Source organism: Sphingomonas sp. GW821-FHT03E12 (assembly GCF_059420685.1).
Genome location: NZ_JBWKUF010000002.1, coordinates 345,900 through 370,954 on the forward strand (window position 1 = coordinate 345,900; position 25,055 = coordinate 370,954).

At 67.8% G+C, this 25,055-nt stretch carries 26 protein-coding genes; 11 read left to right on the forward strand and 15 right to left on the reverse strand.

Annotated features, from left to right (window positions below; genetic code table 11):
• The first annotated feature begins 715 nt into the window (after positions 1-715).
• The gene (locus AC07TU_RS07120; protein ID WP_495187224.1) at positions 716-1,276 is read left to right on the forward strand and encodes a DUF805 domain-containing protein; all 561 of its coding nucleotides are present in this window, start codon (positions 716-718) and stop codon (positions 1,274-1,276) included.
• 129 nt (positions 1,277-1,405) lie between these two features.
• Complete coding sequence (locus tag AC07TU_RS07125) at positions 1,406-2,194, forward strand: phytanoyl-CoA dioxygenase family protein (RefSeq protein ID WP_495187225.1); 789 nt, start codon at positions 1,406-1,408, stop codon at positions 2,192-2,194.
• A 23-nt stretch (positions 2,195-2,217) separates the two neighbouring features.
• Here AC07TU_RS07125 and dnaJ read toward each other — a convergent pair whose 3' ends face one another.
• Complete coding sequence (dnaJ, locus tag AC07TU_RS07130; protein ID WP_495187226.1) at positions 2,218-3,336, reverse strand: molecular chaperone DnaJ; 1,119 nt, start codon at positions 3,334-3,336, stop codon at positions 2,218-2,220.
• A 65-nt stretch (positions 3,337-3,401) separates the two neighbouring features.
• Positions 3,402-5,318 (reverse strand): molecular chaperone DnaK, encoded by a 1,917-nt coding sequence (gene dnaK, locus AC07TU_RS07135; RefSeq protein WP_495187227.1) that lies wholly within the window; start codon positions 5,316-5,318, stop codon positions 3,402-3,404.
• A 169-nt stretch (positions 5,319-5,487) separates the two neighbouring features.
• Here dnaK and AC07TU_RS07140 point away from each other — a divergent pair, with 169 nt between their 5' ends.
• Positions 5,488-5,946, forward strand: a complete 459-nt coding sequence (locus AC07TU_RS07140; RefSeq protein ID WP_495187228.1) for a copper chaperone PCu(A)C — start codon at positions 5,488-5,490, stop codon at positions 5,944-5,946.
• A gap of 48 nt (positions 5,947-5,994) precedes the next feature.
• Here the strand turns inward: AC07TU_RS07140 and AC07TU_RS07145 are convergent, their stop codons facing one another.
• Positions 5,995-6,405 carry a YciI family protein gene (locus AC07TU_RS07145; protein ID WP_495187229.1) on the reverse strand — a complete coding sequence of 137 codons (411 nt, stop codon included), beginning with the start codon at positions 6,403-6,405 and terminating at the stop codon, positions 5,995-5,997.
• A 131-nt stretch (positions 6,406-6,536) separates the two neighbouring features.
• Between AC07TU_RS07145 and AC07TU_RS07150 the strand changes: the two genes are divergently transcribed.
• Positions 6,537-6,980: a PH domain-containing protein gene (locus AC07TU_RS07150; RefSeq protein WP_495187230.1), complete on the forward strand. Its 444-nt coding sequence runs from the start codon at positions 6,537-6,539 to the stop codon at positions 6,978-6,980.
• A gap of 1 nt (position 6,981) precedes the next feature.
• A complete protein-coding gene (locus AC07TU_RS07155) occupies positions 6,982-7,476 on the forward strand; it encodes a vgr related protein (protein WP_495187231.1) in 495 nt (164 codons plus the stop codon).
• Position 7,477: 1 nt separating this feature from the next.
• On the opposite strand, the gene AC07TU_RS07160 is transcribed toward AC07TU_RS07155, so the two are convergent.
• A complete protein-coding gene (locus AC07TU_RS07160; protein WP_495187232.1) occupies positions 7,478-8,812 on the reverse strand; it encodes a hypothetical protein in 1,335 nt (444 codons plus the stop codon).
• A 145-nt stretch (positions 8,813-8,957) separates the two neighbouring features.
• Here AC07TU_RS07160 and AC07TU_RS07165 point away from each other — a divergent pair, with 145 nt between their 5' ends.
• Together AC07TU_RS07165 and AC07TU_RS07170 are read left to right on the forward strand one after the other, a co-directional pair.
• Entirely contained in the window at positions 8,958-10,076 is a 1,119-nt protein-coding gene (locus AC07TU_RS07165; protein ID WP_495187233.1) for an alpha/beta fold hydrolase, read from the forward strand.
• A gap of 54 nt (positions 10,077-10,130) precedes the next feature.
• Positions 10,131-11,471 carry a metal-dependent hydrolase family protein gene (locus AC07TU_RS07170; RefSeq protein ID WP_495187234.1) on the forward strand — a complete coding sequence of 447 codons (1,341 nt, stop codon included), beginning with the start codon at positions 10,131-10,133 and terminating at the stop codon, positions 11,469-11,471.
• Between the two features lie 22 nt (positions 11,472-11,493).
• Here AC07TU_RS07170 and AC07TU_RS07175 read toward each other — a convergent pair whose 3' ends face one another.
• From AC07TU_RS07175 to AC07TU_RS07215, 9 genes are read right to left on the reverse strand one after another with little or no spacing between them, the layout of a single operon-like run.
• Entirely contained in the window at positions 11,494-11,862 is a 369-nt protein-coding gene (locus AC07TU_RS07175) for a DsrE family protein (RefSeq protein ID WP_495187235.1), read from the reverse strand.
• Positions 11,841-12,608: a HesA/MoeB/ThiF family protein gene (locus AC07TU_RS07180; protein WP_495187236.1), complete on the reverse strand. Its 768-nt coding sequence runs from the start codon at positions 12,606-12,608 to the stop codon at positions 11,841-11,843. Before AC07TU_RS07180 ends, AC07TU_RS07175 begins: the two co-directional genes overlap by 22 nt.
• A complete protein-coding gene (locus tag AC07TU_RS07185; protein WP_495187237.1) occupies positions 12,608-13,027 on the reverse strand; it encodes a hypothetical protein in 420 nt (139 codons plus the stop codon). Before AC07TU_RS07185 ends, AC07TU_RS07180 begins: the two co-directional genes overlap by 1 nt.
• Positions 13,027-13,476, reverse strand: a complete 450-nt coding sequence (gene dut, locus AC07TU_RS07190; RefSeq protein WP_495187238.1) for a dUTP diphosphatase — start codon at positions 13,474-13,476, stop codon at positions 13,027-13,029. Before dut ends, AC07TU_RS07185 begins: the two co-directional genes overlap by 1 nt.
• Positions 13,473-14,291 (reverse strand): alpha/beta hydrolase family protein, encoded by an 819-nt coding sequence (locus AC07TU_RS07195; RefSeq protein ID WP_495187239.1) that lies wholly within the window; start codon positions 14,289-14,291, stop codon positions 13,473-13,475. The genes dut and AC07TU_RS07195 overlap by 4 nt, the downstream gene beginning before the upstream one ends.
• Positions 14,281-15,456: a bifunctional phosphopantothenoylcysteine decarboxylase/phosphopantothenate--cysteine ligase CoaBC gene (coaBC, locus tag AC07TU_RS07200; protein ID WP_495187240.1), complete on the reverse strand. Its 1,176-nt coding sequence runs from the start codon at positions 15,454-15,456 to the stop codon at positions 14,281-14,283. Before coaBC ends, AC07TU_RS07195 begins: the two co-directional genes overlap by 11 nt.
• Positions 15,453-16,574, reverse strand: coding sequence for a hypothetical protein (locus AC07TU_RS07205; RefSeq protein WP_495187241.1), 1,122 nt, complete (start codon positions 16,572-16,574; stop codon positions 15,453-15,455). Before AC07TU_RS07205 ends, coaBC begins: the two co-directional genes overlap by 4 nt.
• A 34-nt stretch (positions 16,575-16,608) precedes the next feature.
• The gene (gene ubiB, locus AC07TU_RS07210) at positions 16,609-18,141 is read right to left on the reverse strand and encodes a 2-polyprenylphenol 6-hydroxylase (protein WP_495187242.1); all 1,533 of its coding nucleotides are present in this window, start codon (positions 18,139-18,141) and stop codon (positions 16,609-16,611) included.
• On the reverse strand, positions 18,138-18,869 hold the full coding sequence (locus AC07TU_RS07215) for a class I SAM-dependent methyltransferase (protein WP_495187243.1): 732 nt from the start codon (positions 18,867-18,869) through the stop codon (positions 18,138-18,140). The genes ubiB and AC07TU_RS07215 overlap by 4 nt, the downstream gene beginning before the upstream one ends.
• A 56-nt stretch (positions 18,870-18,925) precedes the next feature.
• Between AC07TU_RS07215 and mutM the strand changes: the two genes are divergently transcribed.
• From mutM to dnaA, 3 genes are all read left to right on the forward strand, one after another.
• Positions 18,926-19,738, forward strand: a complete 813-nt coding sequence (gene mutM, locus AC07TU_RS07220) for a bifunctional DNA-formamidopyrimidine glycosylase/DNA-(apurinic or apyrimidinic site) lyase (protein ID WP_495187244.1) — start codon at positions 18,926-18,928, stop codon at positions 19,736-19,738.
• Positions 19,739-19,851: 113 nt separating this feature from the next.
• The gene (gene rpsT, locus AC07TU_RS07225; protein WP_495187245.1) at positions 19,852-20,115 is read left to right on the forward strand and encodes a 30S ribosomal protein S20; all 264 of its coding nucleotides are present in this window, start codon (positions 19,852-19,854) and stop codon (positions 20,113-20,115) included.
• 457 nt (positions 20,116-20,572) lie between these two features.
• Entirely contained in the window at positions 20,573-21,937 is a 1,365-nt protein-coding gene (gene dnaA / locus AC07TU_RS07230) for a chromosomal replication initiator protein DnaA (protein WP_495187246.1), read from the forward strand.
• A gap of 62 nt (positions 21,938-21,999) precedes the next feature.
• Here the strand turns inward: dnaA and AC07TU_RS07235 are convergent, their stop codons facing one another.
• Positions 22,000-22,956: an SDR family NAD(P)-dependent oxidoreductase gene (locus tag AC07TU_RS07235; RefSeq protein ID WP_495187247.1), complete on the reverse strand. Its 957-nt coding sequence runs from the start codon at positions 22,954-22,956 to the stop codon at positions 22,000-22,002.
• Between the two features lie 89 nt (positions 22,957-23,045).
• Here AC07TU_RS07235 and AC07TU_RS07240 point away from each other — a divergent pair, with 89 nt between their 5' ends.
• Positions 23,046-23,978, forward strand: a complete 933-nt coding sequence (locus AC07TU_RS07240; RefSeq protein ID WP_495187248.1) for a LysR family transcriptional regulator — start codon at positions 23,046-23,048, stop codon at positions 23,976-23,978.
• Here the strand turns inward: AC07TU_RS07240 and aroB are convergent.
• Positions 23,947-25,047, reverse strand: coding sequence for a 3-dehydroquinate synthase (gene aroB / locus AC07TU_RS07245; protein WP_495187249.1), 1,101 nt, complete (start codon positions 25,045-25,047; stop codon positions 23,947-23,949). The genes AC07TU_RS07240 and aroB overlap by 32 nt on opposite strands.
• Positions 25,048-25,055 lie beyond the last annotated feature (8 nt).

Genomic DNA, 25,055 nt, shown 5'->3' on the forward strand with positions numbered 1-25,055 from the left:
ACGTCTCTCGCATGCTTCGGCACGCGAAAGGCGGGTTGCCAGGGCAGGAAATGCTCCCCCGGAGCGTGGACAAGCCAGGCGGCCAAAACGCGAAGCCGATGCCTTCGGGCAGGAGTGGAGCGGGTTGTCAGGGCAGGCAGGTGCTTCGGCACAGGTCAGGCCGGATGACCAAACGTTCGGAACGGAACGCCTTCGGGCGGAATGGACCGGGCGAGGCCATCGAGACACGATGATCCTTCGGGGCCGTCAACTCTGGATGACCGAAAACGCGAAGCCGATGCTGCATGGCAAAGGCGGAGCAAAGGACATCGAGGTGGGAAGCTGATCCTTCGGGGTCACACCCGCCCCGGTGACCTGCCCCAAGGCGGCTTGCCGCCGGACGGGCAACCCACTGTGCGGCTTGCCGCTGGTGGTTTCCTCCGGATGGCTTGCCGTTCGGAGATGGCCAACGGGAGGCGTCCGCCAAGCGTTGACCAGGACGCGAAGCCCGCAACCCTTGCCGGCGCGGGCCGAGCATGCCGCCGACATGAAGGTGCGCGCCGCCCCCTGTGGTGGGCGCGATGGCCGAAAAGTCCGGCGACACGGGGGGCTGGCGGAAACGCCGGCCCCCTTTTCCGTTTTGGAGCCAGGCTCTTTCCCCTAGCGCGCCGGCATCAAATATTCCGGGGCCCCAAAGTGCGTTTGTCATCGTCAGGCTCGCTGCTAGCTTCCTCGTATGGCGTCGAATGAAGTAACTTATGGCCTGAAGCTCGCATGGCGGGCCCTTACTGGCGTTGCGATGTTGAAGGGGCGATCGCGACGGGCCGAGCTTTTATACTATTTGCTCGCGGCCTTGCTTCTGTCGTGGCTGTTGGGTTGGCTGACGGAGCTCCTGTTTCCGCAGGTCGTGGACAGGCCGTCGTGGCAGGCCCGTCAAGTCGCCGAAGAGGTAGTGAAACTGGTGGTGTTCCTGCCGTTCTTTGCGCTGTTCGCGCGGCGGATGCACGATCAGGATCGCACTGGCTGGTGGGCGCTGGCGCTGGCGCTGTTCGTGGCGATGAGCTCGTACGATCGCTTCCGGTTCATTCTGATCGATTCACAGACCGGGGTGAGGGCGCTGCACGACCTGCCCTGGTGGGGCAGGCTTGCGAGTATAGCGTGCTGGTTGACCGTGGTCGCTTTTCTGTTTCGGTCGGGAACCGCCGGCCCCAACCGCTTCGGTCCCGATCCGCGCGACGAGGATCCGCGCGCCGCCCGCTTGCCATCGGCAGACTCGAACCTATCTTCCGCCTCATGACGATGTTCATCCGCACCATTCACGGCTTTCCGCTCCTCGGCTGAACGGACCGGCACCGCCGGTCCTTCGCCTGTGCGACGCCGCCGGACGACGCGTCCGGCGTGCCCTTCAGCCTGAGGAACTTTCGTCATGACTTCCAATACCGATGCGCCGGGCCTGACCCCGGCCCAGATCGACGCGTTCGTCGCGGACGGCTTCGTCCGCATCGACAACGCCTTTCCGCGCGAGCTTGCCGAACAGGCCGCCGCGATCCTGTGGCGCGACGCGGGATGCGATCCCGGCGACCCCGCCAGCTGGCGCGCGCCGGTGATCCGCCTCGGCCAGTACGGCCAGCCTGTGTTCCGTGCGGCTGCCAACACGCCGATGCTGCATGCCGCCTATGACCAGCTCGCTGGCCCAGGCCGCTGGCTGCCGCCACCTGCGCTCGGCACCTTCGTGCTTCGCTTTCCTCTGCCGCAGCCCCCCGGTGACGATGGCTGGCACATCGATGTCAGTTTCGGCACCGAAGCGCCCGACTTTCTCGACTGGCGCGCCAACGTCGTCAGCCGCGGCCGCGCGCTGCTGATGCTGTTCCTGTTCACCGATGTGGGGGAGGACGATGCGCCCACCCGCATCCGCGCGGGATCGCATTTCGATATCGCTCGCCAGCTCGCGCCGGCGGGGGAGGCGGGGCTGACGCTGCGCGACCTTGCCGCCGACGGCTTCGCGCGGTCAGCGCACCGTCGTGAAGTGCTGGCGACCGGGGCGGCGGGCAGCGTCTATCTGTGCCACCCGTTCGTGGTTCACGCCGCGCAGCCGCATCGCGGCACGCGACCGCGCATCCTTGCCCAGCCGCCCTTGCTCCCGGCGGTGCCGCTTGACCCATGGCGCGCCGATGCGGAGCCGGTCGAAACGGCGATCCGCGATGCTCTAGGCTGAAATGGGGAGACCGGTGGGCGGCCTCAGCAGCCGCCCACCGCCTTTTTGAGCTTGTCGAAGAAGCCGGTCGATGCCGGGCATTCCTCGCCGGTCTCCAGTGTGCGGAACTGCTCCAGCAGCTCGCGCTGCTCCACCGACAGCTTGGTCGGGATCTCGACCTCGATCTTGACGACCAGGTCGCCACGGCCGCGGCCCTGCAGCACCGGCATGCCGGCGCCGCGCTGGCGCACCTCGCGGCCCGATTGCGTACCGGGGTTGATGCGGATGTTGTGGAGCTCGCCGTCCGGCCCGGGAATCTCGATCTCCCCGCCCAGCGCCGCGGTGGTGAAGCTGATCGGCGCGCGCGCATAGAGGGTTGTGCCCTCGCGCTCGAAGATCGGGTGCCGCGCGATGTGGAGGAAGATGTAGAGATCGCCGGGAGGCGCGCCGCGTGCGCCCGCCTCGCCCTGGCCGGACAGGCGGATGCGTGTGCCCTCGTCCACGCCCGGTGGCACGTTGACCGCCAGCGTCACGGTGCGATCGACCCGGCCTTCGCCGCGGCAATTGCGGCACGGATCGGTGATCGTCTGTCCCGCGCCATGGCACGACGGACAGGTCCGCTCGACCATGAAGAAGCCCTGCTGCGCGCGCACCTTGCCATGGCCGCGGCAGGTGCCGCAGGTCTTGGCCATGGTGCCGGGCGACGCGCCGGTGCCGCCGCACGGATCGCAGATGCCGGAGACATCGACGGTGATGTCGGTCTGCTTGCCATGGAAGGCGTCTTCCAGGCTGATCTCCATGTCGTAGCGCAGGTCCGCGCCGCGCCGCTGGGCCTGCTGGCCGCCACGGCCGCCGCCCATGAACTCGCCGAACACGCTTTCGAAAATGTCGGAGAAGGCGTCGAAGCCCGGCCCCTGGCCGCCGCCGCCCATTCCGTTCGGCCCGGCATGGCCGAACCGGTCGTACGCGGCTCGCTTTTGCGGGTCCTTCAGGCAGTCATAGGCTTCGTTGATCGCCTTGAACTTCGCCTCGTGATCCTTGCACCCGCCATTCTTGTCCGGGTGGAATTTGATCGCGAGCTTGCGAAAGGCCGACTTGATGGTCGCTTCGTCAGCGCTGCGCTCGATTTCGAGCAGCTCATAATAATCAATCTGGGTGGTCATTCACTCGGCCCCCGCCCGTACCCCCGCCATTCCCGGAATTCGAAAATGGCGGGGGTGAGCATAGCTTACGCCTTGTTGTCGTCCACCTCGGAGAATTCGGCATCGACGACATCGTCGCCGTCCGCCTTGGTCTCCGCCGTATCTGCCGCATCGGCCTGAGGCGAAGCCTCGGACTGCTGCTGCTTCTCGTAGATGGCCTGACCCAGCTTCATCGCGACCTGCGCGAGGGCCTGGCTCTTCTCGTTCATCGCGTCGGCGTCGCCGCCCTCGACCGCAGCCTTGGCTTCGTCGATCGCGGCCTGGATCTCGCCCTTCAGCGCCTCATCGACCTTGTCGCCATTCTCCGCGAGCTGGCGCTCGGTGGTGTGGATGAGCGATTCGGCGTTGTTCTTCGCCTCCGCGCCCGCACGGCGCTTCTTGTCCTCTTCGGCAAAGGTTTCGGCGTCGCGGACCATCTGGTCGATGTCGGCGTCGCTGAGGCCGCCCGACGCCTGGATGCGGATCTGCTGCTCCTTGCCGGTGCCCTTGTCCTTGGCGCTGACGTTGACGATGCCGTTGGCGTCGATGTCGAACGTCACCTCGATCTGCGGCACGCCGCGCGGGGCGGGCGGGATGCCGACCAGGTCGAACTGGCCCAGCATCTTGTTGTCCGCGGCCATCTCGCGCTCACCCTGGAAGACGCGGATCGTCACGGCCTGCTGATTGTCGTCAGCGGTCGAATAGGTCTGCGACTTCTTGGTCGGGATCGTCGTGTTGCGGTCGATCATGCGCGTGAACACGCCGCCCAGCGTCTCGATGCCAAGGCTCAGCGGAGTCACGTCGAGCAGCAGCACGTCCTTGACGTCGCCCTGCAGCACGCCGGCCTGGATCGCGGCGCCGATCGCGACGACCTCGTCCGGGTTGACGCCGGTGTGCGGTTCCTTGCCGAAGAACGACTTCACGACTTCGCGCACCTTGGGCATGCGCGTCATGCCGCCGACCAGCACGACCTCGTCGATCGCGTTCGCCTTGACGCCGGCATCGGCCATCGCCTTCTTGCACGGCTCCAGCGTACGCTGGATCAGATCGTCGACCAGCTTCTCCAGGTCGGCGCGGGTGATCGTCCGGACCAGATGCTTCGGACCGTTCTGGTCAGCGGTGATGAAGGGCAGGTTGACCTCGGTCGTCGCGGCCGACGACAGCTCGATCTTCGCCTTCTCGGCGGCTTCCTTGAGCCGCTGGAGCGCGAGCTTGTCCTTGGTCAGGTCGATGCCTTCGTCCTTCTTGAAGCCGTCGGCCAGATACTGGACGATCTTGGCATCGAAGTCTTCGCCGCCCAGGAAGGTGTCGCCATTGGTGGCCTTCACCTCGAACACGCCGTCGCCGATCTCGAGGATCGAGATGTCGAAGGTGCCGCCGCCAAGGTCATAGACCGCGATCGTCTTGCCGTCGGTCTTCTCAAGCCCGTAGGCGAGCGCCGCGGCAGTCGGCTCGTTGATGATGCGCAGCACTTCAAGGCCCGCGATCTTGCCGGCGTCCTTGGTCGCCTGGCGCTGCGCGTCGTTGAAGTAGGCAGGGACGGTAATGACCGCCTGGCTCACGGTCTCGCCGAGATAGGATTCGGCGGTTTCCTTCATCTTCTGAAGGATGAAGGCGCTGATCTGGCTGGGCGAATAATCCTCGCCGCCGGCCTTGACCCATGCGTCGCCGTTCGGGCCCTTGGTGATGGTGTAGGGCACCAGTTCGGTGTCCTTCTTGGTGATCGGATCGTCGAAGCGGCGGCCGATCAGGCGCTTCACCGCAAAGATGGTGTTGTCGCCATTGGTCACCGCCTGGCGCTTCGCCGGCTGGCCGACCAGACGCTCGCCGTCCTTGGCGAATGCGACGATCGAAGGCGTGGTACGCGCGCCTTCCGCATTCTCGATCACCTTGGGCTTGCCGCCCTCCATCACTGCGACGCAGCTGTTGGTGGTGCCGAGATCGATTCCGATAACCTTTGCCATGAGTCCTTACTGGCCCCCGTGTCCTAATCTAAAAGTTTCAACCATTTACCGGATCCCTGAATCGGCAATCCGGCTATTACCAGTGGCGATATAGGTGGACTGCGCCTTGTCGCAAGACAGGGCGGGGCATAGGACCGCCCCCAAGGTTCCCGAATCGGGAGGAGAGGGCATGATGCGGGCGGTTTTCAGGCTGGTCGGGGCCGGGGTTTTGGCGGGCGCGGTATTGGCGGGCTGCCAGCAGGCCGAACTCACCGTCACGGACGCCACGGTGCAGCTCCCGGTGGTCAGCGGGCGCCCAGGAGCGGCCTATTTCACCGTGAAGGGCGGGGCGCAGCCTGCCAGCCTGGTCGCGGTCTCGAGCCCCGCGGTCATCCGTGCCGAAATGCACGAGATGAAGGACGAAGGCGGGATGATGACGATGACGCCGCTCAAGGACGTCGCGATTCCCGCGGGCGGCACGGTCGAATTCAAGTCGGGCGGCAAGCATGTCATGCTCTTCGACATCTCACCCTCGGTGCGTTCGGGCGGCACGCTTCCGCTGCGCCTGTCCTTTGCCGACGGCAAGACGATCGAAGTGAATGCCGTCGCGCGCGGCGTGGGCGACGCCACGGATCATGGCGCACACTAGGTTGGGCACGAAAGAATCCTCCCGTCAGGGAGGGAACTGAGACGGAAATCAGGGATTGGCGGCGGTCGCTGCGCCCGTGCCGATGAAGCGCGGGGTATAGCGGCGCGCTTCGCCGGTGAAGATGCCGGCCTTGACCGCGGGATCGTCCGCGATGACGGCTTCCGCTGCGGCCTGATCGGCGGCGTGGAGGATGATCAGCCCGCCGTCCGGCCCCATGGCCCCCGCATAGACGATGCCGCCGCGCTCGTGCAGCGCCTTCACATAGTAGAAATGGTCGCGCAGCCCCTGATCCTTCATCGGCACGCCCGGCTTCCACGCCGGACCCGCGCGATAGACGATCGCGAACAGCGGGCGGGCGGCTGCCTCCGGTTGCTGTGGCGGTGCCGGTTGCTGCGATGCCGGCGCTGCATTGGCAACCGCACCGGTCGCCAGGGTGATGGCCAGAACGGCCCGCGACATGATTCGCATGAAATCCCTCCGCTGTGTCCTTGCGTTGACGGTATCAGATGCGCGAACCCGCCGCACCGGCACGGGCTGTCCGTGCCCCGTCTTTGCGTTATGCTTGCGTACCGAAGCGACAAGGAATCCGCATGTCCCAATCGATCGACCGCTTTCGCTCTTCGACCTGGGGCTGGCTGCGCGGCACGCTGGCGGGGTGGGGGACGCTGCTGCTCTGCCTGATCGGCGTCGGGCTGATCATCATCCTGGTCAAATGGATCGCCAACCTTGCCACCACCTATGAGGTGACCGGGGACCGGCTGATCCTGCACAAGGGCATCTTCGTGAAGTCGATCGACGAGATCGAGCTCTACCGCGTCAAGGACGTGCGCATCGACTTCAGCCTGATCAACCAATGGGCGGATATTGGCACGATCACGATCAACTCGTCGGACGAGACGACCAAGGCTGGGCCGCTGGTGATCCGCGATGTCGCGGCGGCGCGCGCGCGGCGCGAGAAACTGCGCGAGCTGGTCAATGCCGCCCGGCGCGAGCGCGGGGTGCGCGAGATCGACATGGTGCACGAAGATATCTGAGGTGACCGAGCCTTCGCGCAGCGGGGAACGCCGCCCGCTCACCGCCGGGGAAATCGCGCTCGCCGCCGGCATCTTCGGCGATGCGATCGATTATGATCGCGCGCAGGTCGCGAACCGCAAATGGATCTTCTTCCAGCCGCGCACGATCACCATGGCGCCGATGGGCTGCATCCATTTCCACCCCAAGGGCTGCGATTATCGCGATGACTTCGCGACTGCGCCGCTGCACCTCCAGGGGCTCTTCATCCACGAGATGGCGCATATCTGGCAGCATCAGAAGGGCATCTTCCTTCCCCTGCGCCGTCATCCCTTTTGCCGCTACGCCTACAGCCTGAAGCCCGGCTGGCGGCTCGAACGCTATGGGCTGGAGCAGCAGGCGGAGATCATCCGCCATGTCTTCCTGCTCCGCCAGGGCGCGCTGGTTCCCGGCGCGCCGCCGCTGGAGCAGTATCGCGGTATCCTGCCCTTCATTCCCTCGACGGGCCGGATCGCCTGACCTAGCGCGGATCCCCGGTTGCCGGTTCGAGCTGCATGGGCGCCTTGGGCGGTGGCGGTGGCGGTGGCGGTGGTGCGGGCCGCGGCGTGAATTGCGGACGCTCCACGGGCTGCGCGCGCGGCGGCGAATGGGGACGCTCGGTCGGCGCGAAATCGGGCGGGCGCGTGAAATTCGGACGCTCGGGTCTGACACGCGGTGGCTGCGGTGACGCACCGTCTGGCGGAGTCACGCCGGGGCGCGGCGCGCCGTCGGAGCGCCAGCGCGGGCGCGCATCGGGCGAACGAGCCGGCCGGTCCGGGTTGACGGGTGCCGTCGCCCCCGGCTGCGCGCCCGTGACCGGCGGCCGCCGCCACCCCCAGCCGGGGTGGTTGGGGCGCTGCGGCCGCTCCGCATCCGGATTGGCGGGCGGTTCGGTCGTGGGCGGGATGCTGGTCACCGGCGGTCGCGGCCGGACCCAGCCCGGCCGGTCGTCGGGGCGCTGTGGCCGGTTCATGCCCGGAGTCCAGCCCGGCCGAGGCGTCCAGCCAGGGCGGGGCGTCCAGCCCGGACGCGGCGGGCGGACGCCCGGCACGGGTCGTGTCCCGCCATCGCCGAAGCGCGGCGGCGGGCCGCGGAATCCGTCGCGCTGCCAGCGCCGGAACCGGTCGCTCTCGGACCAGCGCCGCTGGCGCTCCACCGCAAGCGGCCCGAGCCATTTCCCGGCACCGTTGCGGCCGTGCCAGCGCTTCCAGCCATGATGCCGGTCGCGGCCATGGGACCAGCGCAGCCGCAGATCGACGATGAACGGGATTTGCTGCGCCCAATATCCCGCATCGACGGCCTCCCAGCCGCGGTCATTCTGTGCCGAAGCATGGATCGCCCGCCCGCGGCGATAGAGTTCCTCAGCCAGATCCGCCTCGCGGTCGCCCTCGCTGCGCGACAGCAGCCGGCCATCGGCGTCATAGACGACGATCAGCCGCCCGCCCGGCCGATAGCCGAAGGCGAAGTCCGTATCCTGCACCAGAAAGGGTTCGCGGCTGCCCGGCTCGAAATAATAATAGCGGATGCCGCCGCCGATCGGCTCGCCATAGACCTGGTGGCCCGTGCCGGTGCGCCAGCCCCAGATGTCGGCGCCGTCGAAGGCGAAGGTGAAATCGGGCGGCGCATCGCCGATCGTGTCGAGCAGCGCGTCGGCATCGTCGATCCAGCGATAGTCGGCATCGTCCACCGCGGGCAGGTCTTCGGGCGCCTGTTCGCGCAGCTGCACGGTCGCCGGCTGCGCGAACGCAGGGTGCGTGCCCATCAGCGCCAGCGCGCTGCAGAGTCCCATTCCGGTCAGTCGTCCGATGCCGCGCATCTTCTCTCTCCCCACCATCCCGGTGACGGGATGTGCGCCTTCATCGATGAATGGCGGCTGCATGTTTCGTTCAGCAAACAGGGCGGTTCGGATTGCCGGGCACCGGGGGCGGTCCTAGCTTGTGCGGCATGAACAGGAGAGATGAATGCGCTGGATTCTTCCGCTGACCTTGCCGTTGCTCGCCGCCGTTCCCGCCGCCGCCCAAACCTCCGCGCAGACCCCCGTTCAGCCCGATGATCCTTATGCGCCGGCGCGCGCGATCGTCGCCGATATCGGCCGGATCGTGGCTCCCAAGGGGGTGCAGGAGACTTTCGAACTGACGCTCGGCGGGGCCCGGCAGGTGGTGAACGTCCGCGGCGCGGATCGCGACAATCCGATCCTGCTGTTCATCCATGGCGGGCCCGGCGCGGTGGAAATGCCGATCGCCTGGACCTTTCAGCGGCCCTGGGAGGATTATTTCACCGTCGTGCAATGGGACCAGCGCGGCGCGGGGCGCTCCTATCCGCTCAACGATCCCGCCAAGCTCGCCCCGACCCTGACCTTCGATCGCTATGTCGATGACGCGATCGAGCTGATTGACGACCTGCGCAAGCGCTATGGCAAGCGCAAGGTCGTGGTGCTCGGCCACAGCTGGGGTACCGCCGTTGGTCTCGCGGTCGCAGAAAGGCGCCCCGACCTGCTCCACGCCTATATCGGGATGGGCCAGGTGATCGACTGGCGTGCGAATGAGCGCGCGGGCATGGCCTGGACGCTGGCGCAGGCGAAGAAGCGGGGCGATGCCGAAGCGGTGAAGGGGGTGGAGGCGCTGGCACCCTATCCCGATGGCGACCGCTTCACGATCCAGCAGGCCGACGAATGGCGCAAATATGCGATCCGCTACGGCTCGCTCGCGGCCTATCGCGCCGACGCGAATTTCTACCACCGCTCGACGCGCCTCTCGCCCGAATATACCCCCGCCGATCGCAAGGCCTGGATCGACGGCAGCCTGTTCACCGTCACCACTTTGTGGCCGCGGCTCGCCGATGTCAGCTTCATGAAGCTGCACAAGGTCGAAACCCCGGTGATCCTGTTCCTCGGCCGCCACGACACGACGACCGATTCGAAGCTCGCCGCCGATTGGGCTGCGCGCCTCTCCGCGCCGCGCAAGCAGGTCGTGTGGTTCGAGCATTCGGCACATCTGCCGATGATCGAAGAGCCCGGCCGCACCTTCGCTGCGCTGCTCCGCGAAGTGTTGCCGCTGACCGCCTCCGACTCGAAAAAATGATGGCGGCAGACGGGGTTGCCGCTAGTTTCGCGCGCAACAAAGGGGAGTTCTGAAATGCGCCGTATCGCTGCCGCCACCGCCGCCCTGCTTGCCGCCACCCCGCTCGCGGCCCAGACGGCAGCGCCTGCGGTCCCCAAGGTCAAGTTCATCCATGCCGGCGCGCTGCTCGCCAGACCGGGTGAGGCGCCGCGCGGGCCGAGCACGATCGTCGTGCGCGACGGCAAGGTGGCGGAGGTCCGCGACGGTCACGCCACGCCCGACGCCGGGGCCGAGCTGATCGACCTCAGGGACCGGTTCGTGATGCCGGGGCTGGTCGATATGCACGTCCATCTCTGGGGCATTGGCGGCGATCCCGCGCGCAGCCGGATGACTGCGCTCAACCGCGACGACGGCGACAACATGATGCTCGCGATCGACAATGCGCGCGTCACGCTCGAGGCGGGGTTCACGACGGTGCGCGATCTGGGCGGCGATGCGCGCGGGATGCGCGCGCTGCGTGAGGGGATCGAGCGCGGCACGGTCGCCGGGCCGACGGTCGTCAATGCCGGCAACCCCATCTCGGTCTCGGGCGGCCATGGCGATCCGACCAACGGCCTTGCCGAAACCTTCGCCGACGCGGTGCACCAGCATGTGATCAACACCTGCAACGGTCCTGACGATTGCCGTCGTGCGGTGCGTCAGCAGGTGTCGCTGGGTGCGCAGGTGATCAAGTACATGTCCACTGGTGGGGTGCTTTCCAACGTCTCGGGCGGGCTCGGCCGCGCGATGACCGATGAGGAGATGAAGGCGATCGTCGACACCGCGCACGGCCTGGGCCGCAAGGTGGCGACGCACAGCCATGCGGTCGCGGGGACGAAGGCGGCGATCGCGGCGGGCGTCGATACGATCGACCATGGCTCGTTCCTCGATGACGAGGCGATCGCCGCGATGAAGGCCAAGGGTGTCTGGCTCGTCCCCACGATGATTGCGCCGGTCGCGGCGCTTCAACAGGCGCGTGCCGGGATGCTTCCGCCCGCGACGATCCCCAAGGCCGAGGAAGCCGCCGCCGCCGCGATGGCGAGCCATCGGAAAGCCTTTGCCGCCGGGGTGAAGGTCGCGTTCGGCACCGACAGCGGCGTTTCCAGGCATGGCGACAACGCCACGGAGTTCGCGATGATGGTGAAGGCCGGCATGTCCCCGGCACAGGCGCTCAGGGCCGCCACGATCAACGCTGCCGAAGCGCTGGGCCGGTCCGCATCGATCGGCACGATCGAGCCGGGCAAGGATGCCGACATCATCGCCGTCGCGGGCAGCCCGCTCGAGGATGTGACGCGGATGGAGCGCGTCGATTTCGTGATGCGCCACGGGGTCGTGCACAAGGCGGACGGCAAGCGGCGCGCTTTCCCCGCCGACTGACGCTGCGCTCCGGCTGGTGCGCCTAGAGCGTGACCAGCCGGTCTTCGCCCAGCGCGGCGAGCAACGAGACGAGCCCGCCCGGCTCGACGCCCGGCACCAGCGTCTCGAACGCGATTCCTGCGGCGGCGAGCCCGGTCTGGCAGGCGATCAATGCAACGCCGCTCTCCCGCGCTTCGGCGATCAGCTGCGCCCGGCTGGCGAGACCCTTGGCGCCGAGTCCGGCATCGCCGGGATCGCTGCCGGGAACCAGCAAGGCCACCGCCGCCTCATGGCAGTAGAGGCGCGTGGCGCCGCCCAGTGCGGCATGCGCGCAGGCGAGCGACAGCGCGGCGCGGAAGCGCTCCGCATCCGCGGTCGCGGCGATGATCGTCAGCCCGCGCATGCCGGGCATCCGGGGTCCTTGGGCAGGGTCAGCGTGCGGAAGCGCAGCGCCAGCGTGTCGGCGATCAGCAACTTGCCCGCGCTGTCCTCGCCGAACGGCACGATCACGCGGATCGTCTCGAGCGCGGCAAGGCTGCCCATCAGCCCGGTCAGCGCGCCGATCACCCCCTGTTCGGCGCAGTTGATGCCGGGCGTTTCCGGGGTGCCGCCGGTGAAGCAGCGATAGCAGGGCTTGTCTGCCTCCCAGCCGCGGAACACGCCGAGCTGTCCCTCGAACTCGCCCACCGCGGCGCTGACCAGCGGGATGCGGTGGCGCAGCGCCGCTTCGGCGACGAGCAGGCGGGTTTCGAAATTGTCGGTGCCGTCGAGGACGGCATCGTGTCCGGCGAGCAGGACGTCGGCATTGGCGGCGTCGATCCGGACGGGGTGCACGGTGACCTCGACGTGCGGGTTGAGCCGTGCCAGCGCTCGGGCGGCGGCGTCGCCCTTGCCGCTGCCTGCGTCATCGGTACCGAAAAGAGTCTGGCGCTGAAGATTGGAGAGGTCGACCCGGTCGTTATCGACCACTGTCAGCCGGCCCACGCCCGCTGCGGCGAGATATTGAAGCGCCGGTGATCCGATCCCCCCTGCGCCGATCACTGCGACCCGCGCCGCCTTGAGCCGCATCTGCCCGGCGCCGCCGATTTCCTTGAGGATGATGTGCCGGGCGTAGCGCTCGAGCTCTTCGTCGCCCAGGAATCCGTCGTTCTGCTTCATCACTTCCAGATAAAGGTCACGGTCGCGCGATACCATTGCTCTGCGGCGGCCGTGCGCGGCGCGAGGTTGTTGCGCGCGAAGCTGGAGACAAGGCCCGCGGCATATTGCTCGACCGCGGCACAGCCGATCGCGCGGGGGATCGATGTGCGGACGCCGTCTTCGGGATGGACCAGCACGGCCACCTCAACGCGCATCGCGGGGCGGCCATCGATGGTCCGGCGCTGGCGGCATTTGTTCACGCGTGCCTGCCCGGCGACATAGGCGTTCATCGCCGGGGTCATCTGCGGGGGCTGGCGATAGGGTAGGTCGGGAAGCTTGGTCCAGTCGATCCCCGCGCTTTGCTCGGGCGCAGGCGCGGGCGCCGGGGTTTCCTGCACCCCGGCGGCAAATAGCAGGAAAGGAAGCAGCGCTTCCGGCATCAGCGTCCTGTCGATCCGAACCCGCCGGCGCCGCGTGCCGTGTCATCCAGCGATGCGACTTCGGCAAAGACCGCGCGCTGCACCGGCGCCGCGACCAGCTGTGCGATCCGCTCGCCGCGCGTGATCGTGAAGGGATAGCCGCCCAGATTGGCGAGGATCACCTTCACCTCGCCGCGATAGTCGCTGTCGATCGTGCCGGGCGTGTTGAGGCAGGTGATGCCGTTCTTGAGCGCCAGGCCCGAGCGCGGGCGCACCTGCACCTCAAAGCCTTCGGGGATCGCGATCGCGAAGCCGGTGGCGACGGCGTGGCGCGCGCCCGGCGCAAGAATCAGATCTTCCGCGGCGACCACGTCCATTCCCGCCGCGCCTGCGGTGGCATAGGCGGGCAGCGGCAGACCCTCGCCATGGGGCAGGCGGGTGAGCTGGATCGTGATCGGTGCAGCGGTCATGCAGGTTTCCGGGGCAGGGCGGCGGCAAGGCGGCGTGCCGCCTCGATCACCTGGGGATCGTCGAGGATGTTGCTGCCGCGCGCCGGCAGGATGCGGAAATCGGTGGCGATGCCGCGTAGCGTCAGCGCCTCGGCATAGGACCGCGCGAAGCGGGCGGGCACCTTCTGGTCGTCGCCGCCGCTCACCAATGCCGCGCGCAGATCGGGGGCGATGCCGCCTGCGGTCTGGAGCGGATCGAGGCTCTCGACCTTCGCGCGCCAGGGATCGGCGGGTTTCTCGCGCCCGGCCATGTAGCGGCGCCATTCGGGCAGCGCGCAGGGGCAGGAGACGAGCACCATTCCGTCGAGCAGATCGGGCTTGAGACCTGCTATGTTGGCGACGATCGCCGCGCCGCCGCCTTCGCCGATCGCGATGACGCGCGCGCGGCGATAGCGTGCGCGCAGCGCGGTGATGGTGTCGGCGACCGCTGCGATGCGGTCGGCGGTGTAATTGTCGCCATTGCCGTCGCCCTGAACGCCGGTCGACTGGTTGCCCGCGCCGTCGGCAAAGCCCGGGCGCAGCAGCCGGACGACGGCGCTTCCCGGCGCGGCGGCCGCGAGCGACTGGGCGAAGGGCCTGAGGTCGATCGCGGTGCCGCCCTTGCCGTCGCCATGGACGATGACGAACAGCGTCTCGGCGTCGCGCGTCGCCGTGCCGGCGGCTTCGGTGAACAGCGGCGGCTCGGGCAGCGGTGCGTCGGCGGCGCCGCGGGGCATCGAGGCGCAGCCCGCGAGCAGCAGCGGCGCGAGCAGCAGCGCGGTCAGGCTAGAGCGCATCGGCGATCCGCTGCGCAAGGCGGCGCGCAACGTCCTGCTTGGACAGTCTTTCCCAGCTTTCGGTGCGTCCTGCGGTGACGAGGTGGACGGTGTTCGCATCTCCGCCCATCACATCGCCGGAAACATCGTTGGCGACAATCCAGTCTGCGCCCTTGCGAGTCCGTTTCGCGGTAGCGTGTTCGATCACCCGTTCGGTTTCGGCGGCGAACCCCACCACCAGCTTCGGCCGGCCTGCGCTATGGCCCAGCGTGGCGAGGATGTCGGGATTCTCGGTCAGGCTGAGCGTAGGCGTGTCCGTGCCCTTTTTGATCTTCTGCTCGGCCGCATCGCCGGTGCGCCAGTCGGCGACCGCTGCGACCATCACCGCGGCGTCGGCGGGCAGCGCCGTATCGACTGCGGCGGCCATCTCGCGCGCGGTCTCAACGTCCACGCGATCGACGCCGCGCGGCGTCGCCAGCGTCACCGGCCCGGCAATCAGCGTCACGCGCGCGCCCAGCTCGGCCAGCGCCCCGGCGATCTCGAACCCCTGTTTCCCCGAGGAGCGGTTGGCGATGTAGCGCACCGGGTCGATCGGCTCATGCGTGGGCCCGGCGGTGACCAGCACATGCTTGCCCGCCAGCGGTCCCGCCTCCGGCGCCAGTGCAGCCAGGATCGCGTCAAGGATCGCTTGCGGCTCGGGCAGGCGGCCCGGACCGTACTCGCCGCACGCCATCGGCCCCTCATCGGGCTCCATCACCGTGACGCCGTCCGCGCGCAGCTGCGCGACGTTGCGAACCGTCGCGGCGTGCTGCCACATCCGCACGTTCATCGCGGGAGCGGCGAGCACCGGCTTGTCGGTCGCGAGCAGCAAGGTGGTTGCCAGATCGTCGGCATGCCCCGCCGCCATCTTGGCGAGCAGGTCGGCGGTCGCGGGCGCGACGACGACAAGGTCGGCGTTCCGGCTGAGCTGGATATGCCCCATCTCCGCCTCGTCCTTGAGGTCCCACAAGGTCGTGAACACCTGGTTTTCCGACAGCGCGGCCAGCGTCATCGGCGTCACGAAATGCTGCCCCCCTGCGGTGAGCACGCACGTGACCCCGATCCCGGCCTTTCGCGCAAGGCGGATCAGTTCGCACGCCTTGTAGGCCGCGATCCCGCCGCCGACGATCAATAGGATGCGCTTCATCTTGTGATCCTCTGCACCCGCACGCCCCGCCTGTCGAGGGCACGGGTCATGAGGTCGCGCAACCCGTCGGGGACGAAGACCAGTCCGACAAGGAAGACAGGCGCGATCAGCAAGACCCAATAGAAGGTATCTGTCCGCGCAAAGAGGGCGAGCATCGCGGCATAGAGGCAGAAAGTGAGCAGTACACGCAGCGCGAGCGGGTCGCGCCACACGGTCCAGCCGAACAGGGAAAGGCCCGCAAGCACCGCGGCGAGCCAGGCGGGTGCCAGCATCAGGGCGGTCGAGACGCTGATCGCGTTGATGAAGAACCCGATGCCCAGCATGCCCGACCAGCCGGGGGATGCCGGATCCAGCGGGCTCACCACGCGCGCAACGGCAAAGGCATGGGCCATCAGCGCGATCGCGAGAATGGCGAGGACGGCGCCCCAGCCGAATGCCTCGCGCCGCTCCCGGTCGAGCCAGGCAGTGACCGCCATCACGGCGAGGTACAGCGCCGCGGTTTCCCGGATGAGCGCCGCCAGCAGGCCGACCGCCGCCGCTTCGATCCACTTTCCGGGGCGCCGCAGCGCCAGCGAAAGGGCAATCAGCAGGCCCGCCCATAGCTCGTGAAAGGCCCAGAGGTCCGCCTGTACAAAGGCCATCAGCCCTCCTGCCAGCAGGGCGAGGGCGATTGCGCGCGCGGGCCAGTCGGGAAGCGCGTCGCGAAACCGCGCATACCAGGCCAGCGCAACGGCGAGCACCAGTGAATAGAGCAGCGCCAGCACCGCGGCATGCGGAAGATGTGCCTGAATCATGGCAAGCGCCGGCATCCGCATCGTGATGAAGGGGCGGAGTGGATAATTGCCGAGGCGGAGCGCCTCTGCCGCCGTCGGATAATAGGTGCCGCCGTGACGGATGGCATCGACGATGCTCTCGTACAGGATGATGTCGCGCTGGTCGTCGGCGCTGCTTTGCACGCCCGCCCCGGCTCCGGCCGGCGGCGGCGCCGGCGCCGTAAGGCTGGTGAGGCAGCCGATCAGCACCAGCGCCAGCAACGCCGCGGCAAGGCGCGCGCGGGTCTGCGAAAGCTGTGCGAGGCGAGACGGCTGGCCAAGCCAGAGCGGCTTCATGCTGATCATTGCGATGGGCTTCTACCGCAGCCGGTTGGCGCTGTCAGGTGAGCAGTAGCGTCGCTGCAACGCCGGCCGCGCCGGCAAGCAGCGCGACCGCCGCATAGCGCCACCCGCCACCGACCCGGACCACCTCGATCTCCCTGAGCGGCGGCGCAGGCGGGGCGCCGCCGGGATCGGGGAAATGGCGCTCGATATTGCGGATCAGCTTGGGCAGCCGGGCCAGTGTCTTGATGTCCTCGGACAGGCGATCCGCGATGAACGCCTCCGGCCCCAGCTCGGTGCGGATCCATTCGCGCACGAACGGCGCGGCCGAATCCCACAAATTGATGTCGGGGTGCAGCCGCGTCGCGACGCCCTCGACCATCACCATCGTCTTCTGCAGCAGCAGCAGATGCGGCTGGGTCTGCATGTCGAAGTCGCGGGTGATGTTGAACAGGCTGTCGAGCATCATGCCGACGCTCATGTCCTTGACGGGCAGGCCGCGCATCGGCTCGCCCACCGCGCGCAACGCCGTGGCGAACTCGGCGACATTATGGTGCGCGGGGACATAGCCCGCCTCGAAATGGATCTCGGCCACGCGGCGGTAATTGCCGGTGATCAGACCATAGAGGATCTCGGCCAGCCAGACGCGCGCGCGGCGGTCGATCCGGCCCATGATGCCGAAGTCGATCGCCGCGATGTGGTTGCCGGGGAGCGCGAAGAGATTCCCCTGGTGCATGTCGGCGTGGAAGAAACCTTCCGAGATCGCCTGGCGCAGGAACGCGCGAACCAGCGTGTTGGCGAGCTTCTCGGTATCATAGCCCGCGGCGACGATCGCATCGCGGTTCGACAGCTTGATGCCGTCGATCCACTCCAGCGTCAGCACCTTGCCGGTGGTGCGCTGCCAGTCGATCGTGGGCACGGTGAAATCGGGCTCCGCCTCCATCGACTCCGACAGCTCGGAGGCGGAGGCCGCCTCGCGGCGCAGGTCCAGCTCGCGCGCGGTCCAGCGCTTGAACGTCTCGATCACAAGGCGCGGGCGCAGCCGCGCCACCTCGCCGCCCTGCGCCTCGAGCTGCGCGGCAGCCCATTCATAGGTTTCGATCGCCTTGGCGAACTCGGCCTCGATTCCCGGGCGCAGCACCTTGACCGCGACCGTGCGGCCGTCGGTAGTGGTGGCGCGATGGACCTGCGCGATCGACGCGGCGCCGATCGGCACTTCCTCGATCTCGGCGAACAGTTCGCTGACCGGCTTCTCGAAACTGCGCTCGATTGCCTCGCGGATCACCGGGAAGGGGACCGGCGGCAGGGCGTCCTGCAGCCGCATCAGGTCGTGCGCTGCGGCCTCGCCGATCAGGTCGGCACGGGTGGCGAGCGTCTGGCCCAGCTTGATCGCGGCCGGGCCGATCGCTTGCAACGCGTCGGCGTACCGCGGCGTCTCGGGCACGCGTGCGCCGAAGCGCGCCAGCCGCGCCAGTCTCCGCACCGGGCGCGGCGTGTTGCGGTCGCGCTCGATCCCGCGCAGCGCGCCGTGGCGCGCCAGCGTGCGGCCCCATTTCAGGAGGCGCCACAGATGGACGGCGGGAGCGGTCAAATCTTCCAGCCGCTATGGATCGCGACCAGGCCGCCCAGCATCGGTTCGACGCGCGTCTGCACGAAACCGGCCTCTTTGATCATGCGTTCGAAGGTCGGCATGTCCGGGAAGCGGCGGATCGATTCGATCAGGTAGCGATAGCTGTCCTCGTCATTCGCCAGCAGCTTGCCGAGCTTGGGCACGACATGGTGCGAATAGGCGTCGTACACATCCGAAAAGCCCGGCCAGACGGTGGTCGAGAATTCGAGGACGAAGAAGCGCCCGCCGCGCTTGAGCACGCGATGCGCTTCACGCAATGCCTTTGGAATATCGGTGACGTTCCGGATGCCGAAGGCGATGGTGTAGGCGTCGAAGAACCGGTCGGGCCATTGCAGCGTCTCGGCATTGGCCTCGCTCCACACCAGGCCGTCGATGCCGCGCTTGGCCGCGCGCTCGATGCCGACGGCGAGCATGTCGGGGTTGATGTCGGCGACGGTCACCGCCGCGCCCGATTCGGCCATGCGGAAGGCGATGTCGCCGGTGCCGCCCGCCATGTCGAGGATCGCTTCGCCCTCGCGCGGCTTCACCCGGCGGACGAACACGTCCTTCCAGATGCGGTGCAGCCCGCCCGACATCGCGTCGTTCATCAGGTCGTAGCTGGAGGCGACGCTGGAGAAGACGCCGCCGACGCGGCGGGTCTTGTCCTCGGGGGCGACATCTTCATAGCCGAAGGAGACGGTGTCGGTCATGGCGTGCGCTCTAGCCAAGGCTTGTGGACGGAGCAAACGCAACATAGCTCAATCCGATGCCAGAGCTTCCCGAAGTCGAAACCACCGTCCGCGGTCTCGCCCCCGCGCTGGAGGGGCGGCGTATCCGCCGCGTGCTGATGCGGCGGCCCGATCTGCGGCGCCCGATGCCGCAGGATCTGGGCCAGCGGCTCACCGGTGCGACCGTCACCGCGCTTGGCCGCCGCGCCAAATATGGCCTGATCGACACCGATCGCGGCGACACGATGATCTTTCATCTCGGCATGTCGGGCCGCTGGCGCGTCGATCCGTCCGAGGTGCTGGCGCACGATCATCTGATTCTCGAGACTGAGGAAGGGCGCTCGCTGGCGCTCAACGATCCGCGGCGATTCGGGTCGGTCGACCTGGTTCCGACGGCGGGGATCGCTGCGTGGCCGACCTTCGCGGCGATGGGGCCTGAGCCGCTAGGGCCGGATTTCACCGCCGCGCACCTCGCCGCCGCGTTCGAAGGGCGGGTCGCGCCCGTCAAGGCGCTGCTGCTCGATCAGCGAATCGTTGCGGGCCTCGGCAACATCTATGTCTGCGAGGCACTGCACATGAGCGGGATCGCGCCGGCGCGCGCCGCGGGCAGAATCGCCACGCCGCGGCTGGTGCTGCTGGTCGACGCGATTCGCGCGGTGCTGGCCTCGGCGATCGAGGCGGGGGGATCGAGCCTGCGCGACTATGTGCGGCCCGATGGCGAGCTCGGCTATTTTTCGAAGCAATGGCGCGTCTATGGCCGGGAGGGCGAGCCGTGCCTGTGCGGCGCCCCCGTTCAGCGGCGTGTCGATAGCGGGCGATCGACCTTCTTCTGCGCGAAATGTCAGAAGTGACGATGCGTCCAAAGGTTGACCGAATCGCGCACCGTCGCTAAGGGGCGCGCTTTCCCGGCGTGGGGATGAGATTTCCGCGCCTCTTTTCGCATCGAAAACAGGAACGAACATTCATGGCGAACACGCCGCAAGCCAAGAAGCGCATCCGCCGCAACGCCGCCCGCGCCGAAGTCAACGGCGCACGTGTCAGCCGCATCCGCACCTTCGTCAAGAAGGCGGAGAGCGCGCTCGAGTCGGGCGACAAGTCGGCGGCCGAGTCGGCGCTGAAGGCGATGCAGCCGGAACTGGCACGCGGCGTGGCCAAGGGCGTCCTGCACAAGAACACCGCTGCACGGAAGTTTTCGCGTCTGACGAAGCGCCTCGCCGCGCTCGCCTGAACTCACGCGATTTCAGCGATTTAGAAACCCCGCCGGAACGATCCGGCGGGGTTTTTCGTGCTTGTTCAACTGCTTGATCGATGCCGGACCTGCGAATCGGCGGATTCGCGCGAGTCGCGTCGTCACGCCATTGTAACGTTGCGAATTTCCGGATGGATTACAGTCACTTGTGACTTGAATCGCGGAAATCCGGGCGTCAGACGAGTCAACCCTACATATTTCACATTCTTTACATCCCGCCCTCTTGATCGACTCTGAAAACCATCCCTAAAACGACCTCCCGCCGCGGTGTTTCTCGCAGGCGGTTTCAGCGAAGGGCTTCGGATCAGCGCGGATGCGATTCCGCCTGAGGGTAGCTTTTGCCTGATTGGAATCGAGGTGCGGAGGAGGGGGCTTTTCCGCATCGGGGAAGCTTTTGTCCGCGCGCAGGCGGTAATTTGAGAGGGGTGTCTAAGGAATGGATCAAGCCAAGGCCTGGACACGCGTGCGCGGAAACCTGCGGCTTTCTGCGGGTCAGCGGCTGTTCGACCAGTGGCTCAAGCCCATCGTGCTGATCGAGGGCAGCGATCCCGAAACCGTGCGCCTCGGCCTGCCTTCGCCCTTCATGACGAACTGGGTGAAGAGCCATTATGCCGAACGGCTGCTGGTGGAATTCCGTTCGCAGCTGCCCGAGGTGCGTACCGTCTCGATCGAGACGCTGGCGCGCGAATCGCGTGAACTCGCGCCCGAGGCCGAATCGCCCGCTGCGGTCGCGCCCGTGGCTGCGGTATCGCCTGCCGCGCCCCGGCCCGCCGGCGAGCGCCCGCGCTTCGATTCGCGCTTCACCTTCGACCGGTTCGTGGTCGACACGTCCAATCGTGTCGCGTTCAATGCCGCCAAGGCGCTCGCCGAACCGGGCAAGCCGCGTTTCAGCCCGCTCTACCTCCACAGCTCGACCGGCCAGGGCAAGACGCACCTGATGCATGCGATCGGTCATGCCTTTCTCGAGGCACGGCCTGAGGCGACCGCGATCTACATGCCTGCCGAACGCTTCATGTTCGAATTCGTCCGCGCGGTGCGCGAGAAGGATACGTTCGCGTTCAAGGCCCGGCTGCGCGGCGTCGATCTGCTGATGATCGACGATCTCCAGTTCATCGCCGGCAAGGAATCGACGCAGGAGGAATTCTTCCACACCGTCGACGAGTTCATGCGCGAAGGGAAGCGCCTGGTCATCGCCGCCGACCGCAGCCCGCTGGCGCTCGAGGGGATCGAGGCACGGCTGGCATCGCGGCTGGGGGCGGGCCTCGCCGCCGACATCAAGCCTGCCGAGCTCGGCCTGCGCCGCGCGATCCTCGCCCGCAAGCTCGAGGACATGCCGGGTGCGTCGGTGCCCGCAGAGGTGCTCGACCTGCTCGCCGCGCGGATCAGCAGCAGCGTCCGCGAGCTTGAGGGCGCGCTCAACCGCCTCGTCGCCTATGCGCAGCTGAATGACGAGACGGTGACGATCGCGTTCGCCGAATCGGTGCTGGGCGAGGCGCTGCGCGGCAGCCAGCGCCGCATCACGATCGACGAGATCCAGAAGGCGGTGTCGTCGCATTTCGACGTCAAGCAGCTCGATCTGGTGTCGCAGCGCCGCGCCGTCGCGATCGCGCGTCCGCGCCAGATCGCGATGTACCTCGCCAAGCGCCTCACCACGCGCTCGCTGCCCGAGATCGGCCGCAAGTTCGGCAATCGCGATCACTCCACGGTGATCCACGCCGTCCGCCGTATCGAGGAACTGCGCGGCACCGACAGCGAAATCGACACCGCCGTCCGCAACCTAATGCGCCAGCTCGAAGCCTAAGCGTTCCGCAGAGCGGAATGGGGGCGGGGCGGAAGGTCTTGGACCTTCCGCCCCGGACGCATTCAGGACCGGACACACCCCATCGCGGCAAGCGTGGTGTGCACCGCGACATCGAGCGGCGTACGCGGCTCTTCGCCCAGCGCGGCCCGCAGTCGGCTGTTGTCGAGCCGCACGGGCCGTTCCCACAGATAGCGCATCTCGATCAGTTCGCGCAGCAGCGGGACGAACGGTGCCGCCAGTCGCATCGCCCACCACGGCATCGGCGTGACCGGTATCGCCGGCGCGCCAAGCGCACGCTGGATAGCCATGGTCATTGCCGTGCCGTCCGCATCCCAGTGACCGTCCATATGGAAGCGTGCGAAATCGTCGAGCGTGGGGAGCGCGAGCAGCCGTACCATCGTTTCGGCGACGTCGGAGAGATAGGCCCATTGGTGGCCAATGCCGCGGCGTGCCGGATTCTGGATTTTCTTCGGCCGCCCGCCCGGCGCGACCAGCCCCTGGCTGAACCAGCTATTCCCCGCCCGCGGCCCGAAGAAATCGCCCGCGCGCACGATCAGGACGCGCGCCTGGCCCGCCCGGGCCGCGGCCTCCAGCCGGCGCTCCATCTCGACGCGGATGCGCCCCTTGCGCGTCAGCGGATGCTGCGGTGCCTCTTCGCCGATCGAAGGAAAGGCGTCGGAGCCGTAATTGTACACGGTGCCGGGCAGCAGGATGCGCGCGCCGTTCATCGCGGCAGCCGTGATGCTGTTGTCGAGCATGGGCAGCACCAGCCGATCCCAGTCCCGATAGCCGGGCGGGTTCACGGCATGGACGATCAGTTCGGTGCCGGCCGCCGCTGCGGCGACGTCGCCTGCGCGCATCGCGTCTCCGGCGATCCACTCGCTGGCGGTCGCGGGCTCCGCGCGGCCGGGCGAGCGGGCCAGAGCGCGCACATGCCAGCCATCGGCGAGCAGGCGCCGCGCAACCTCGCCGCCGATACCCCCTGTTGCGCCCAGTACTAGTGCCGTCTTCCGTTCCATCCGAACCTCCATCGTTGATGGCGCAGAGATGGCGGTCCGGTATTCGGAACGAAATTGTATATAATTGTCAGCCTGATATACAAAAATAGATGAACAGTGACCCTGGCTGGGACCTCTATCGAAGCTTCGCCGCGGTGCTGCGGACCGGATCGCTTTCCGGCGCGGCGCGCGCGCTCGGCATGACCCAGCCGAGCATCGCCCGCCATGTCGATGCGCTCGAGGCGGCGCTCGGCGTCGACCTGTTCGTACGCACCCAGCGCGGCCTCTCGCCGACCGGCGCGGCGCTCCGGCTCAAACCCTATGCCGAATCGCTCGAGGCGACGTCAGCGGCGTTGCGCAGGGCGGTTGCGCACGAAGCCGATGCGACCGCCGGCACCGTGCGGATCACCGCGAGCGAGATCGTCGGGACCGAGCATCTCCCGGCGATCCTGACGCGATTGCGGGCGCGCCACCCGGCACTGCATGTCGAGCTGGTGCTGTCCAATACGGTCGACGATTTGCTCCAGCGCCATGCCGACATTGCCGTGCGGATGGTCGAGCCGGTGCAGCAGGCGTTGGTGGTGCGCCGGGCGGGGGCGGTCGAAGTCGGGCTGCACGCGCACCGCCGCTATCTGGAGGGCCGCGAGGTGCCGCGCAGCCTGGCGGCGCTGAGCGGCCACAATCTGATCGGGTTCGACACCGGAACGCCGCGGATTCGCGCAATCGCCGCGCAATTTCCGGAACTCGACCGCGCGACTTTCGCCTTGCGCGCGGACAGCGACATTGCCCAGCTGGCGGCGATCCGCGCCGGGTTCGGCATCGGCTTCTGTCAGGTCCAGGTGGCGCGGCGCGACCCCGATCTGGTGCGCGTGCTGGACACGCAGGTCAGCTTCGACTTCGGCATGTGGATCGCAATGCACGAGGATCTGCGCAGCAATCCCGCCTGCCGCGCCGTGTTCGATGCGCTCGCCGAAGGCCTGGGCGTGATCGGCAGGGCCCAGCGTTCAGACCCTAGCGCGGCAGCTCGTCCAGAAACGCCGTGACGTCGGCGAGATTGACCTGCTTGTCGAGATAGGTTGCCCCGATCCCGCGCGCGAGCAGGAAGGGCAGGGTGCCGGCGTCCATCTTCTTGTCGTGCAGCATATGCTCGACCAGCCGCGCGCCGCCGGCGGTGATTCCTGCGCTGGCGAGGTCATAGGGCAGTCCGCTCGCCTTGAGATGCGCCGCGACCCGTTCGGCATCCGTTGCCGGGCAGAGGCCCAGCCGGGCGGAGAAAGCGAAGGCGAGCGCCATCCCCGCCGCCACGCCTTCGCCATGCAGCAGCTTGTCCGAAAAGCCCGTTTCCGCTTCCAGCGCATGGCCGAACGTATGGCCAAGGTTGAGCAGTGCGCGGCGCCCGGTCGTCTCGCGTTCGTCGTCGGCAACGATCCGCGCCTTGGCACCGACCGAATGTGCGATGGCATAGGCGCGTGCGCCGGAATCCCCGGCCAGCAACGCGCCGCCATTGCCCTCGCACCAGGCGAAGAAGTCCGCATCGTCGATCAGGCCGTATTTCACCACCTCGGCATAACCCGCGCGCTGTTCGCGGATCGGCAGCGTGTCGAGCAGATCGGGGTCGATCAGCACCACCGAAGGCTGGTGGAAGGCGCCGACCAGGTTCTTGCCCGCGCGGCTGTTGATCGCGGTCTTGCCGCCGACCGAGCTGTCGACCTGCGCCAGCAACGTGGTGGGGATCTGCACAAAGTTGCAGCCGCGCTTGAGGATCGCCGAAGCGAAGCCGACCAGATCGCCGATCACGCCGCCGCCCAACGCGATGACATGATCGCCGCGCTCGATGCCCAGATCAAGCAGCCGGTCGAGCAGCGATTCGAGCTGGCTCCAGCTCTTGGTGCTCTCACCAGGGGGGAGGATGATCGTCTCGCTTGCCAGCCCCGCGGCGGCGAGGGTCGCGGCGAGCCGCTCGCCGTGCGGCGCGACATTCGCATCGGTGATGATCACGAAGGGGCGTTTGCGCGCGAACGGCGCGAGCTGGACGGCAGCCCGATCCAGCAGTCCGCTTTCGATCCGCACTTCATAGCTGCGCGCGCCGAGCGCGACCGGGACAGTTCGCATGGTATCGG